This window comes from Aquimarina sp. 2-A2, from assembly GCF_045505135.1.
Classification (GTDB): Bacteria; Bacteroidota; Bacteroidia; order Flavobacteriales; family Flavobacteriaceae; genus Aquimarina; species Aquimarina intermedia.
In genome coordinates, this window is record NZ_JBJKFI010000001.1 from 1 (window position 1) to 14,618 (window position 14,618).

At 33.6% G+C, this 14,618-nt stretch carries 16 protein-coding genes; 10 read left to right on the top strand and 6 right to left on the bottom strand.

The window, feature by feature from the left end:
• The 10 genes from ACJRPK_RS00005 to ACJRPK_RS00050 form a co-directional block, all read left to right on the top strand.
• The coding region (locus ACJRPK_RS00005) for a T9SS type A sorting domain-containing protein (protein ID WP_407137859.1) at nt 1–400 on the top strand (400 nt) is incomplete at its 5' end.
• A gap of 308 nt (nt 401–708) precedes the next feature.
• Nucleotides 709–1,665: a hypothetical protein gene (locus ACJRPK_RS00010; protein ID WP_407137860.1), complete on the top strand. Its 957-nt coding sequence runs from the start codon at nt 709–711 to the stop codon at nt 1,663–1,665.
• A 145-nt stretch (nt 1,666–1,810) separates the two neighbouring features.
• Nucleotides 1,811–2,293 (top strand): hypothetical protein, encoded by a 483-nt coding sequence (locus ACJRPK_RS00015; RefSeq protein ID WP_407137861.1) that lies wholly within the window; start codon nt 1,811–1,813, stop codon nt 2,291–2,293.
• 241 nt (nt 2,294–2,534) lie between these two features.
• Nucleotides 2,535–2,948, top strand: coding sequence for a hypothetical protein (locus ACJRPK_RS00020; protein WP_407137862.1), 414 nt, complete (start codon nt 2,535–2,537; stop codon nt 2,946–2,948).
• A 112-nt stretch (nt 2,949–3,060) separates the two neighbouring features.
• A complete protein-coding gene (locus tag ACJRPK_RS00025; protein WP_407137863.1) occupies nt 3,061–3,627 on the top strand; it encodes a hypothetical protein in 567 nt (188 codons plus the stop codon).
• A 47-nt stretch (nt 3,628–3,674) separates the two neighbouring features.
• Nucleotides 3,675–3,968 carry a DNA/RNA non-specific endonuclease gene (locus ACJRPK_RS00030; RefSeq protein ID WP_407137864.1) on the top strand — a complete coding sequence of 98 codons (294 nt, stop codon included), beginning with the start codon at nt 3,675–3,677 and terminating at the stop codon, nt 3,966–3,968.
• Nucleotides 3,969–3,995: 27 nt separating this feature from the next.
• Nucleotides 3,996–4,715, top strand: a complete 720-nt coding sequence (locus ACJRPK_RS00035) for a hypothetical protein (protein WP_407137865.1) — start codon at nt 3,996–3,998, stop codon at nt 4,713–4,715.
• 207 nt (nt 4,716–4,922) lie between these two features.
• A complete protein-coding gene (locus tag ACJRPK_RS00040; RefSeq protein WP_148781586.1) occupies nt 4,923–5,354 on the top strand; it encodes a hypothetical protein in 432 nt (143 codons plus the stop codon).
• 137 nt (nt 5,355–5,491) lie between these two features.
• Nucleotides 5,492–5,836: a hypothetical protein gene (locus ACJRPK_RS00045; RefSeq protein WP_407137866.1), complete on the top strand. Its 345-nt coding sequence runs from the start codon at nt 5,492–5,494 to the stop codon at nt 5,834–5,836.
• A gap of 311 nt (nt 5,837–6,147) precedes the next feature.
• Nucleotides 6,148–7,410 carry an HD domain-containing protein gene (locus tag ACJRPK_RS00050; RefSeq protein WP_407137867.1) on the top strand — a complete coding sequence of 421 codons (1,263 nt, stop codon included), beginning with the start codon at nt 6,148–6,150 and terminating at the stop codon, nt 7,408–7,410.
• A 449-nt stretch (nt 7,411–7,859) separates the two neighbouring features.
• Here ACJRPK_RS00050 and clpX read toward each other — a convergent pair whose 3' ends face one another.
• From clpX to ACJRPK_RS00080, 6 genes are all read right to left on the bottom strand, one after another.
• Nucleotides 7,860–9,092 (bottom strand): ATP-dependent Clp protease ATP-binding subunit ClpX, encoded by a 1,233-nt coding sequence (gene clpX, locus ACJRPK_RS00055; protein ID WP_407137868.1) that lies wholly within the window; start codon nt 9,090–9,092, stop codon nt 7,860–7,862.
• A gap of 72 nt (nt 9,093–9,164) precedes the next feature.
• Complete coding sequence (gene clpP, locus ACJRPK_RS00060) at nt 9,165–9,839, bottom strand: ATP-dependent Clp endopeptidase proteolytic subunit ClpP (RefSeq protein WP_148781592.1); 675 nt, start codon at nt 9,837–9,839, stop codon at nt 9,165–9,167.
• Between the two features lie 99 nt (nt 9,840–9,938).
• Entirely contained in the window at nt 9,939–11,261 is a 1,323-nt protein-coding gene (tig, locus tag ACJRPK_RS00065) for a trigger factor (RefSeq protein WP_407137869.1), read from the bottom strand.
• A gap of 92 nt (nt 11,262–11,353) precedes the next feature.
• Nucleotides 11,354–11,695, bottom strand: a complete 342-nt coding sequence (locus ACJRPK_RS00070) for a phage holin family protein (protein ID WP_148781594.1) — start codon at nt 11,693–11,695, stop codon at nt 11,354–11,356.
• A gap of 98 nt (nt 11,696–11,793) precedes the next feature.
• Nucleotides 11,794–13,338 (bottom strand): G-D-S-L family lipolytic protein, encoded by a 1,545-nt coding sequence (locus tag ACJRPK_RS00075; protein WP_407137870.1) that lies wholly within the window; start codon nt 13,336–13,338, stop codon nt 11,794–11,796.
• Nucleotides 13,339–13,355: 17 nt separating this feature from the next.
• Nucleotides 13,356–14,618, bottom strand: coding sequence for an OmpP1/FadL family transporter (locus ACJRPK_RS00080; RefSeq protein WP_407137871.1), 1,263 nt, complete (start codon nt 14,616–14,618; stop codon nt 13,356–13,358).

The following is a 14,618-nucleotide window of genomic DNA, read 5'->3' on the forward strand; positions in this document are numbered from 1 at the left end:
AAGTACAGAAGGTTATGCAGAAATTGCTTTTGAAAAGGCAGGGACGTATGAGCTGATCATGAAAACAACCATTGGCGCATGTGAAGCTTTCGCTACGAAAACTATCGAAGTACATGCCGCCTCTTTTGATAAAAAGAATAATGGAAACTCCGAGCTGAGTCTCTACCCTAATCCCTCACAAGGAGATTTTACAATCGACCTGACCTTTGAGAAAGAAGCGCCGGTGGATATCAAACTGTTCAGTATGGTAAATAATACGTTGCTTTACTCCGCATCCAACACAGGGAGTAAAGCGTATACCATCCCGATCAGTCTTAAAGGAAACTTAGCAACAGGAGTATACCTCTTACTTATACAGTCTCCTGAAAAAAATTATGTACGAAAGATTGTGGTGGAGTGAATTTTAAATTATCACCTTCAGCGCATATTCGAGCGAAGCGGAAACGAGTGACGAAATAATATAGAGCGTTTGTAACGCGATAAGTGATAAAAAGAATGACAATTACAATTATAAAATAAGTACTCGTTTCAAACGAGCATTCGAATCAGCAATAAACAATGCTATTTCGAACAACACCTTTGATCAGCTAAGTATATCAAGATCAAATAGATCAATCTCTGGAAATGAGGTAGTATGATTATCGAAGATTTTTATAAAGAAGTTGATGGAGATAAGGTTATAAGTACTTGGTGGATATCAGAGTAAAGATGTACAATTTAATTATTACACATAAATATTTAGTTAAGGGTTTTAATCGATTATTTGATATTGAGAGAATTGACAATAAGCATATCGATAAACATCAAGATTTAGTTGGCTTGATACCTTCAATAAGAATAGAAAATTTTCCAATCTTTTTGACGAATTGCATAAAAGAATGGGATTTCAGTCAGATGGAATATTCTGAAATAATTTTTGGAGAACACAAAGATGATGAAGATGAAATTAAAGTTCCGATGAATTATGTCGGATTTAATGTAATGGAAGATATTTCGGTACTAGACAAAAGCCAATTTTTCAGCTTAGTACTTCAATTTGCTGAAAAGGCACTAAAAGGAGTTAAAGAATTTCAATTAATTGATAAAGAAATAGTTGATAATAACTGGGTTAAAAGTATCATAGAAATAATACCACAAATAAAACTTAAAATAGGCCAATATAGCTTTTTACAAAAAAAGGTTAAACTAATTAATTCATCTTCATCGAATTTAGAAAATACAATAAGAAGAAAAAAACTGTATAAATTTTATGACGGTTTGAAAACATTTAATATTGATAAAACATACGACAATTGGTTATCATCAACCGACTTTAAAGTTTATTCAAAGTCCTACATTGAATATGACAACAACAAAATTGAACTCTTCAGTGAGCGAACTAGAAAAATAGATAGAAATTCTACTATAGCGAAAGAAACATTGGAGTATGTAGCAGAACAATTTGGATTTGGATTTGTATTCAATAATAAGGGTGAATTTTCATTTTACCATGAAAAACACAAATACGACACCTATTACTTAGCATCCCAAAAACACGGAGACAACTACATTTTAACAATATTTTCTTTAGGAGGTAGTAAATCTCCTGAGAGCATAACAATATTTGGGTTGTGGGAGAGCCCTGAATCGCTCTGGCGCTCGTTTGAGCGAAGCGGAAACGAGTGACGAAATTAACTAGAGCGTTTGTAGCGCGATAAAGTATAAAAAATAATCCCTCTGGAAAAATTTTTGCGAGAGAGAGCTTCAATAAAGTTAAGATAATTAAAAATACATCTGACGAAGTTACAATGTCTTTTTTAAATAGATAATTATGGATATCATTAATATTTTTAGCCTTCATTCAGATAAAGAAATATTCGGAAAAAAAGAATCTAAAGAAGGTTTGTATGAACTTTCTGAATCTTTTTTCGAAAAACTTGTTATTAAAAGAAGTAATAAGTATTTATATAGTATTGGAGGTACGAACTTGGGATTGCTAAAATCCAAAGTAAAGACTAAGCTTTTATTACTTTTAGAAGAAAGAGAGAATAATCCTCCAGAAGTAGCACAATGGGAAGGTAGATTTGAAAGAAACGAAGTTTTTTACACAAAAAATATTTTGGAAAAAGACTACGAGTTGTATTCAGGAGGTATTGATTCTCTAATATGGGGATTATCTTTATTGCTAGATATTATTATGGAATCTAAAAAAGAAAGTGAAATTTTTATTTTTTATAGTACAAGGAGATCTGGTTTAAAAACAGTCAAGACTAAAATGAATTTACTTAGATTAATTAGGAATACACTTGGCTAGCGTGAGCGTCCCGCTCGTGACGGCAAGAGTAAAAAGAGAGAACTATAATAAGAAAGAACAGTACGATTAAGATGCTTGTCCTATCATAAAAATTGATAAAAAAATGAGTAGAAAATATAAATTCAATAACGAATAACTGGGAGTTCTGACTATATATGAAAGTAAAAAAGGTTCTAGCAATTTAAATAGCAAGGGCGAGATGCTCGTGCTAGCAGTAAAAAAAAATAGTTCGATTTAAGAAATGACAGCATACCTAATTATCATAGAAATAATATTGTTAGTACTTGCAGCATACGAGAGTTACCGGTACTATATTTTTAAGTATATGTCTTATACTATTTCTGCTATGATCAAAGAAATCGAACAATATGAAGTTTTTCAGAGACCATCTAACAAAATGTTAGTTGGTGAGAAAAGAGCTATCGAAATTATGTTAGAATATGAAGTGGATGGAAAAAAATATACCAAAAAAGAAAAGATTACGGAAAACCAGTTTACCGGAGCTGTTGGTGATGAAATACAATTACTCGTAGTAAAAAACCAACCAAGTCGATGTAGTTTAAAACCGCATTTAGTCAGAAAGAAGAGAATGATTGTAGCAACCGCTATCTTAATGTTATGGTCAATTTTGTCATATATAGTTTTTATTTTGTAGATGATAAAAAAACAAGACTCATTTCTTTAAAGTCTTATGATTTCCTGAAACAACAACTAAACTGAAGATCCAAATACTAATAAATAATTGTAAAAGGTATAAGATATTACAAATGATTTTATCAAAAACACAGTATTATAAAAGGAGATGGTTTTTATCTATACTTTTTTTACTAGTAGGATTTTTACTATTATATCTTAGTTATGGCTTATTTTCCTATAATAAAGATAAAAGTGATTTAACTACAATGCATACAGTTCCTTTATCAATTAAAATAGAAAAAATTAAAATAAGTGGTTCTCCTTCTCTGGTCTTGTCAATTGAAAATAAAGAAAAAGAGTTTTCAACTATAATAAATGATTCAGCACTTAAAAAAATCGTTACAATATTTCATCAACCTATTTTAAACAAATATAGTTTTGGTGATAAAGTAGTCTTGGGTAGTAATAACACAAATAATAAAATCTATCAATATAGCTATGCGGAAGATAAATTATATGAATTGGAGATAAATGGAATAAAAATTATAGAATACAAAAAACAAACACCAATACTTGGCTATATTGTTTTAATAATTTCAATAATCTGTATTAGTTTTCAAATATGGGTTATATATATTTTGATAACTAAAGGAATCAGCGTTTATGATCAATTTGATAAAAATAAAGTTAAAATATGACCTCGCTGGCGCGAGCGGATGATCATACAATTTTGAGATAGATAGCAATGGATTTTTACTTGAATTGGCATAACCATATAAATATCGGCACGAGCGAGACGCTCGCGCTAGCAGGGGGAGGTCCTAGTGAACAAATAAATTACTTTTCTCAGAATGCAACAGAAAATAGATCTGGAGCATGGTATCAAATGGAAAAAGCCATATCCGACATGATACAATCACCGAATCCTCCAAATAATATCAAAATTGAAATGGAATTTAATTTTAATGGGAGTTCTAAAAGACCTGATTCTATTGATGTAGACATATTTATGTTGATGGGGCTAAAAATAATAACCTAAGTGACGAATACTTTAATCCATTATAAAATGATAAAAGATTTTATAGATTATGTAACAGAAAAACTTTCTAATTATATGTGGGAAGAAGCTAAATGTGTATTAATATTTAGTGAAGGGAAATTAAATAGAAATATTTATTACTTATTAGATAAAGAATATTTGAGATTAGATGTAAAACCAAAAGAATACAGATTTTTCACAAATTATAATCGAGAATTATATTTAAACAAGCTAGAGAATATAAATGACAGATTTAACAAATTAGAAGTGATAATTTTCCCTGATGGCACATATAAAGAAAAATATTGGTGGGATGATGGAAAAGAAAAACAAGACAAGTTAAATAGTGCTAATGTTTTCTATCAATGGCTCAATGAAACTATGATGAATCGAATTTTTGATTATGAAAAAGAGCAAGGTTTATTAACTCCTGTTTTAGATGATGATGGAGAGTTTGATTACTATGAATCATCCTGGGATAAAGGAGAGTTCGAATTTAAGATCTCTCAAAATAAGGTAATTTACAATATAACACTTATAAAAAATAATATTTACAGAATCTCAGAAATGCCTTTACCTGATTATATAGAAAATGCATTAATAGAACATCATCAAATAACAAATCAAGAATTAACTGAGGAATGGAAACCTTGGAACACTTTACTAATAAAATCACCTCATAATGATATTCCGTATAATGATTGGAAAACTTATGTCACCTATACGTTAGACAATTCAATTACTTAATTACTAAAGATAAAACCTCCCCAGCTAGCGCGAGCGCCTCGCTCGTGACGGCAAGAGTAATGAAAATATGATCAGTAACTTGATAACACAAAGAAAAGGAGCAAAAACAGAAACAGAAACGGTACGAGCGAGACTTCCCTCTGGCGCTCGTTTGAGCGAAGGGGAAACGAGTGACGAAGTAATATAGAGAATTCACAAAATAAGCCTATGAGCAGAAATTGTTATAATGAGCTGGATATTTTTTTTGAAGCAACTAAGAATCGTTGTTATTTGATTTTTCAACAATTATATATTCTTAGAGAAAACATCCAAAAGCATGATGAAATAGAAGAAAGTATAATCAAGTTAAAAAGCCTCTTTTTTGAAGAGAGAAAAAAATTTTCTAGTGATAGTTTTTCGATTAACGATAAAAATTCTATAAATGAAAAATGTGATCTTTTTTTTGAATCCTATTGGATTTCTAGAGGACAAGTAAGTAAAGGCAATGTAAATTTCTTTGAATATTCAATTGAAAACATTGAACACTTAGGAGTAATTGAAAATTATTTGTCAAAAATGAGAAGAACAATGGAAATTGCTTGGTACGGCTTTTTACAACAATATGGAAGGTTAATTATAAAATCTTCCAAGGAAATATAACAACGATTTTTTTAATCTATCGAGAATAAATGAATGACCTTTTAACCATATTGATCATATCCAGTTTAATGGGAGTTTTCTTTACCTACAAGGTATTGAAGGGAATCATAAACCATATAGATTTTAAAAATGGTACAATGATAAAGGCAAAAGTTATTAAAACAGAGTGGATAAAAACACCAATTATTAAGTTTAGTTATTTATTCCCTGACAAGCAATTGAGAATATTATATCGTTTTGTTTTAGATAGTGATATATATGAAAAAGAAGATGATGATATACATTTTGCATTTAAAAGATTTGGTCCGAAACCTATACCAAATAAGAATGATGAAATAAATGTATTGGTTCCAAAAAGTAAAAACCCAAATAAAGTAACATTTAATGAAAGTAGTAATACAATCAAGCCTATAATTGGGTTTGCTTTTTTAGCCATTCTTAGTTTTGGCATTACATCATTAATCATTTACAATTGGAAATAGATTTATAAAGATTCAAAAAATAGTTAACTAAGTATTAAAACTATTAAACAATAGCATGACCAATCCCTCTGGCGCTCGTTTGAGCGAAGCGGAAACGAGTGACGAAATAATAAAGAGCGTTTGTAACGCGATAAACCCTCTCAATCACAACTTAATGAAATTTATAAAGCTATTGCTGAGGAATCTTCCAAAACAGCATGAGGAACCCAAAAGGAATTGGGAACAAACTTTTATGATTTTTTTACCGACAAAGCAACTTCATCAGAACTCCAAGAATTAGAAAAAATCTTAATAAAATATAGAATGAGATAATGTTAAAAAGATTTTACTCAAATTTAGGTATCGACCTTATACCCACTGAAAAAACTCAAAGTATTTCTATTGAGAATGAAGAATTAATTTCTGAAAAGAAAAAACATAATATTGTTGGTGAATATGAAGTCATTAATGGTTCTATCTTTTCTATATTTACTTATAATAAATCAAATTATCTTTTTCTTAAAGACCAATCCTTATTGATAGATGAGTCAATCAATATTAAATATCAAGTAAACTATAATTATGATGAATTAAGCTACTTTGAAGTATTTAAAAATGATGTTCTTTTAATACGAGAGGAGTACAAAAACGAAAGAGAACCTTTAATTGACCCTTTTGGGTACGAACCAGATTGGGAGCACATTAATTTTTCCTATCACTTATATTCGTATGTTAAACGAGTTAAGGATAACCCTGCAATAAATTTGTTTCCTAAAAACAATGAATCGAAATTAATAAAAAGTTTAGAAGGAGATAATTTATTAGATTATTATTTCTATATACATAAATTCAATAATAAAGATATCGTTCTTAGGGTAATTGCAGGAAAATCTGTTAATGACAACATTTCTAGCCTTGCATCCTTTGAAAACGGAGATTGGAAAAAACAAACTCCTGTTATTAAATCATTCATGAATCATTATGTAACAGGATGGATAGATGAAAAGGATAAAATCGACCCAAAAATAGTAGAAGAAATAGTAGTTCTCAGTACTCCTTATAAAATTATCAAAAGTAGAAATTATGCCATAAAAAAACATAAATCCCAACGGTACGGGAAGCACCCTTATGAAATTCATCTAACAAACGTGGTTTCTATATTATTACACTTTGGTGCTGAGTTACAAAAAGACATTGATTTATTTTCAGCGGCTTGGTTACACGACGTTATAGAAGATACGGATGCAGATAAAGCCTGGATAACTTCAAACTGTGGAGAAGATGTCAGAAAAATTGTAGAACTCGTTAGCAACATAAAAGACCCTTTGAAAAGTAAGGTAAAAAACAAAGAAAAGACCTTTGAAAACATAGCTACTAATCAAAACGCTATAAACGTAAAACTAGCTGATCGAATAGCCAATGTTGAGTTCAGTCTTTTACATAGAAACATAGGGATGATAAAAAAATACCAAGAGGAACACTCTTTAATTAGAGATATAATTTCTCCTAAAATAAATACTGAGATAGGAAAAAGATTATTTCTGCACTTAGAAAATACGCTCCAGCGCCAATTCGAGCAAAACAGAAACGAGTGACTAAAAAACAAAGAATAAAGGCACTCATTGTAAAGGAGCACTAAAAATGGTACTAAATCATTAGAACACCCCCTCCCCCTTCTGGTGTACTAGCTGGATATAGCACATACGTAATGCGAAGCGTTACATTACTACTTCAAAGCAGTTGAGTAAGGGCCAAGAGGCCCCAAAATTGGGTAAGAAAGCCTTAATTTAAGTCTTATAGTGCAGCTACTTATCCAAATAATAACTTATTATAGGGCTAACACCCTTAATTGTGATCCATCGAAGTATTTAATCGATTCTTGTATCTACCTCATTAAGAGATAACACCTATTGACGTATGGGTTAGCACCGCATTTACAGAAGGTATTTTAACCATCAATTAGGATCGTTTCTACTACAAACGAAAAAAACGAAAGCCTAGACTTTCGTTTTTTAAATGAGTATAAAATAATTAAATCAAGTGCTTAAGAAACCGCTTTCAGTTTTTTAATTGTTGATTTATTTAACTTCTTATCTGCGTAATCTTTGGTAACTCTAAATTCTGTATCCTTGCTATCCGGCATTTCATACATAGCATCTGTTAAGATTGCCTCGCAAAGCGAACGTAATCCACGCGCACCAAGCTTATACTCCACCGCCTTCTCGACAATATAATCCAAAGCACCATCAGTAACAGAAAACTCAATATTATCCATCTCAAACAGTTTTTGATATTGTTTGATGATTGCATTTTTGGGTTCTGTTAGAATAGAACGCAAGGTTTCATTATCCAAAGGATTCATATGCGACAATACAGGTAAACGTCCAATAATTTCTGGAATCAATCCAAAATCTTTTAGATCCTTAGGAATAATGTATTGCAACATATTATCTTTTTCGATAACATCTTCACTTTTTGAAGCGCTAAATCCAACCGCTTGCATATTGAGACGTTTCTGGATGATCTTTTCGATTCCATCAAAAGCTCCTCCCGCTATAAAAAGGATGTTCTCCGTATTTACTTCGATAAACTTTTGATCCGGATGCTTACGCCCTCCTTTTGGTGGAACGTTTACTACAGTTCCTTCTAAAAGTTTTAGTAAGGCCTGTTGCACACCTTCTCCCGACACATCACGTGTAATACTTGGATTGTCACTTTTACGTGCTATCTTATCGATTTCATCGATAAATACAATACCTCGCTGCGCTTTTTCCAGATTGTAATCTGCTGCTTGCAAAAGACGTGTCAAAATACTCTCTACATCTTCCCCCACGTACCCGGCTTCAGTAAGTACTGTAGCATCAACAATTGCTAAGGGTACATTTAGCATTTTGGCAATGGTTTTGGCAATCAGCGTTTTTCCAGTACCGGTCTGCCCAACCATGACAATATTACTTTTCTGGATCTCGATATCATCATCAGTTACCGGTTGTAATAAGCGTTTATAGTGATTATAAACCGCTACAGACATTACTTTTTTAGTAAATTCCTGACCGATCACGTAATCGTCCAAAAACTTTTTGATAGCCATTGGCTTACGTAGCATAAGTTCACTACTCAGCTCTCCTGTATCTTCATCTTTAGCCTCTTCAACCACAATCCCATGAGCCTGCACGATACAACGATCACAGATGTGAGCATCTAATCCTGCAATAAGCAGATTGGTTTCAGGCTTTTTCCTCCCGCAGAATGAGCATTCTAAGTCTTCTTTCGGCATAATGTATTATTTCATTATTAGTGGTATTTTACTACTATAACTTACACAACGTAGCAAAATAGCGCATATTTGTTAATCTCTGGTAAGAATTTCGTCAATCATACCGTATTCTAATGCTTTGTCTGCCTTCATCCAGTAATCTCTGTCACTATCTTCATATACCTTCTCATAGGTCTGACCAGAATGTTTTGCGATAATTCTATACAACTCTTCCTTCAACGTTAGGATTTCTCTTGCTGTAATTTCTATATCACTGGCTTGTCCCTGCGCTCCTCCAAGCGGTTGATGAATCATCACTCGGCTATGAGGCAATCCGGAACGTTTTCCTTTTTCACCGGCACAAAGTAATACAGCTCCCATAGAAGCAGCCATACCCGTACAAATTGTTGCTACATCAGGTTTTATAAACTGCATCGTATCATAAATTCCAAGACCTGCATACACACTACCTCCGGGAGAATTGATATAGATTTGAATATCTTTTGCAGAATCTACACTTTCCAGAAACAATAACTGCGCCTGAATAATATTAGCAACCTGATCATTGATTCCTGTGCCCAAAAAAATGATTCTATCCATCATTAGGCGAGAAAACACATCGAATATCGCAACATTCATTTGACGTTCCTCGATAATATTTGGAGTCATCCCTACAGGATACATACTACTAACTATTTGATTGTAATAGTTACTATTTATCCCGTGATGCTGGGTGGCATATTTTTCAAATTCTTTTCCGTAATCCATAGTATTTTTTTGAGTAATTTATTTTTAAAAAAAGGCGCAAACCTATACCGGTTAAACGCCTTAAATATAAGTATAAATTCTTATAGTTTGGTCGAAGAATTATTTGTAAACCTCCTTAACAAACTCATCAAAAGTAACCTCTTTTGTCTTTAATTTAGCATTCTCTTTGTAAAACGTTAACATTTTCTGACTCATTAATTGTTCAGAAATACGTTTTACCTCATCCTGATTTGACAAAATACGTGCAGCAATATCTTCAAGCTCTTTATCCTCTGGAGACATTTGACCGAATTGTGCCATTTGAGACTTAATTAAGTCCTTAGCAAACGCTTTTAATTCATCAAAGGTAACCTGAAGGTTATTCTCATTAATAATTTTACCTTCGATCAGTTGATAACGCAATCCTTTTTCGCTTTTTTCATACTCATCTTTTGCTTCGTCCTCTGATAAAGCTTTCTCCCCGGTTACCTGAATCCATTTTTTCAAAAACTCAGCCGGTAGTTCAAATTTAGTATTCTCGAGCATACTCTCTGTCACAGCATTCAACAATTGTTGATCTGATTGCTGCTCAAACTGACGTTCAGCATCTGCTTTGATTTTATCTTTAAGCTCTGAAACGGTTTTTACTGTACCAGGACCATATAGTTTATCAAATAATTCCTGATCTAACTCAGCAAGCTCTTGTGTATTAACCTCAGTTACTGTAAATGTAACCTCAATATTCAAATCATGTGCTTTGTCATGGTCTATTTTTAACGCACCGATAAGATCGTGATCATCTTCAAATAAACCTTTAGTTTTAACCGTAATCACATCGCCTACCTTAGCTCCGATAAATTTGTCCAGATTTTTCTTTCCTTTAATTTTATCAAGCTCTACAGTCGTAGTATTCTCAATAGCCTCTTCTTCATTCGCAAAAGTACCGGATAAAACATCACCAGCCTCAGCAGCATCCTTAGCGATCAATTTTCCGTATTGCTTTTGCATAGTAGTTACCTGATTATCGATCATCTCCTCTGTAGGAACGATCTTATAATGCGTGATAGCCTTTTTACCATTGATATTCACTTCAAAATCAGGAGCTAAACCTAGTTCAAATTGAAATGAATAATCATCTGCATCCCAATTAAAATCTTCTTGCTCCTTAGGTAAAGGATTTCCTAAGACGTCAAGCTTTTCTTCGGTAAGATATTTATTTAATGCATCCTGCAATAATTTATTTACCTCATCAACCAGCACTGCTTTACCGTACTGCTTCTTTACAAAGCCCATAGGCACATGTCCTTTTCTAAAACCAGGAATGTTAGCCGTCTTACGGTAGTCTTTCAATATTTTTTCTACTTTATCACTGTAATCAGCTTTAGCAATATCTACAGTAACTACAGCATTTAATTCGTCTAATTGTTCTTTTGAAATATTCATTATCTCTACTTTTTCTACTTAAAAATCGGGATGCAAAAGTAATACTTTTTTATATCCCAACAAAGTTTTAACTAACTGAATAACAGTTGCCTTTATTCTTTATTTAGAAGTGAATATAAAATAGATTGGAATATTGAGAGTAACACGCTAAAGATCAATGCCCACAACCACCCACTCACATTGAACCCTCCAATAAAGTGATCTGCGATTAGAATTATTGCGGCGTTTATTATTAACAAAAACAACCCAAGTGTCAGAATCGTAACCGGTAAGGTCAATACTACTAAAATGGGCTTTAGTACAGCATTAAGGACAGCCAACACCACGGCTACGATGATAGCGCTAACATAGTTTACAACCATCACGCCCGGAAGAATCTCTGCCAGTATCATAACAGCTAATGCACTAAGAATAATTTTTAATATAAATTTCATAAATTTTATTTTATGAGATGAAAGGTACGAAATTAACGTAATAAAAAAACCTGCTAAGAAAGTGTCTTAACAGGCTTTTTTTATAATTTCAAAAAATATTAATTCACATCATTACTTAAAGTAACTGTACCATAGGTACCTGCTTTAACTCTTGGTAAGTTTGTGTTGTATTTTTCTTTTAAAACATCCAATATCCCATTGGCCAATATTGCATGCGCACGGGGTGATGGGTGTACTCCATCTAATGAGAATGCACCACCACTTATAAATTGTGAAGTAATCACACCGCCATCATAGGCAATACCACCGTTTGCAATTTGCGATAAAGCAGCATTAGCATCATAAAATGCCAAGTCATTAGCATCTGCAATTGCTTTTATTGTTGCGTTAAACGAAGCTTGCGCCATAGCTATTTTAGTCTGCTCTTCATCATCCAAATAATTTTCATCTAAGCTTACTGCATCAATAGCATCAATAATCTGTGCCCCCTCTTCTGGAGTCGGTAATATATCCATTGCGGCTCTTTCAAGAATGGCAGTAATTTCTGCGTCTATAGTCGCAAATCCAGACTCTGTAGACGTTAATAAAATCAACTCATCTGTTTGCCTGATCAGCCCCAATGGATTTGTTGGAGTTGGCGCCACCTGAATTATTCTAGCATTTGGTTTGTCCACTTCAAAAGTAAATTCATACTGTGAAGCAATTTGTGCCGCTTGTTCTAATGGCACACCACTCATTGCGATTTGCTGTGTCATAATACCAGCAACTAATTTATAGAATCCGGTTAATCCAGCTACCTGAGTAGCATCAAGTGTAGGTCTAAATGTAAAGAAAGGTATTGACTTTACATCAGGTATATTTAATACCACACCTTCAGCTCCATTGGCTGTTAAACCAGCAACTAACTGACTGTATACACTGCCAAAAACATTCGTATTGGTAATATCGTTACTTCCATAAGTTGTCGGATCCAAGTTTCCTGTTTCATTATGATCTACACCCACACCTCCTGAGGTTGCATACCCAAGGATATCATTATTACCAATCCAAAGACTAAAAAAAGTTGGGTTTTGTGATACAGCATCTCCAATAATAGAAGCGTTTGCACTTGAGGCAAAACGTGCATAATACGGATTTGCTAAACCTGCTGCTACTCCGGCAACATTCCCATAGCCTTCAGCCACTAAATGAAAGCTTTTTGCTCCAGGGGCTCCAAGATTGTTAAAGGGTCCGGTTAAAGTAGTCGAAACATCGGTCGAAGCCTGTCCGCCAGTATACACAGCAGGACCAGGGTTTCCTTCGGCATCAAAAGCCAATACCAATCGATTGGGTTGAATTTGAGTTCCGCCCAAAAGCAATCCTCCTGTATTATCGGCCATTAATGGCTGCTTAAATTCGCCACCGCCGGCAAATTCGAATTGTTGTGCCAAAATATTCGGATACGAGTTTTCCTGACCAGTAATATACAATGAGGCATCAGCATAACCGGCTGTTAGAGAATTTCCTAAAGCTACATAGTTTGAGAAATCAGCCTCTCCACTTACATATACGTCTGATTCTTCTACCGGATTGTCAAATTCTGGTTCACAAGCCACTATTCCTAGTGCTAGGATAGCAAGATATTTTATATTATTTTTCATCATCTTCTTAATATTTTCAATTACAATTTATACGTTAATCCTAAACCAGGTGAGAATGCACTTGACTTGTAAGTACCTTCAAACGGAACTGCCTGTCCATTGGTATCTGCATTAAAGTCATAGCTCGCATCAACTTCTTCAAATCTCAAGTAGAAAAATGAGGCATCGATTGCTAGTTTAGGTGTGATTGCAAAACTTAAACCTCCTGTAAATCCATCTGAATCATTACGTGGTGTTTCCGGAGCGAAATATCCAGGACGCACAGGTGATTCATCACGATAGTATCCAGCTCTTAAAGTAATTTTTGAAGTTGCCTCGTATTGTAAACCAAAACGGTATACCGAAGAATCCTTATAGTTACGTGGATTTTTTGAATCTGGATTAGCATCCGTATTTTTGAAATCTATATCTAATGATTCATACACACTCCAATATTGTCTGTTAAAATCAAAAGCAAATAACCATTTGTCACAGAATTCATACGCTAATCCAATCGTTAACTCAGCAGGCAAAGGTAATTCTGCATCAAAAGTAGTAGTCCCGTTAGATGCCGGAACAGCCGGAGAGTTAGGCACGTTTTCAAAAACAGCCTCTCCGCCTTCAGCTTTTAAAATGATTTCACTACGATACGAGAATCCTAAACGTAGTTTTTCTGATGGGTTGAACATGGCACTCACGCTCCATCCCCAATTATTAACTCCGCTATCATCAATGGTTACTTCAGATCTGTTTCCATCAATATCCGTTAGCGTTCTACTTAGATTACGGTTAAAATTCACCGAACCGGTCACAAAAATAGGTCCTCCACCAATACTGAAATAGTCTGATAATTTAAACGATACTACTGGCTGAATATAAACTGCCGCAAGATCAATATTGTTTACTAAGTGTGATCCTGACCAATCATCAGGCCAAATCACTTCACTTCCGTAAGGTGTATACACACCTAAACCAAGTGCCATCCAATCATTCACTTTGTAAGAAGCATATACGTTAAAAGGTGTTCCTACAGAATTATCTGTTTCTGAAGAAATACCCAGGGCTTCATTTTGATAAATAACATCGGTAAATACCCCACTGGCGCCTACACTAACATTTAATCTGTTTTCTAGATATACAAGACCCGCAGGGTTAAAAAACACTAATTCAGCGCTATTCACAACAGCCACTCCTGCATGACCCATGGCCATAGCTCTCTGTCCTTGCACACTAACTCTATATCCGCCGGCATAGGTAAGCGAGCTTACCAAAACGAATAGAACTAATAATAATAGTTTTCTCAT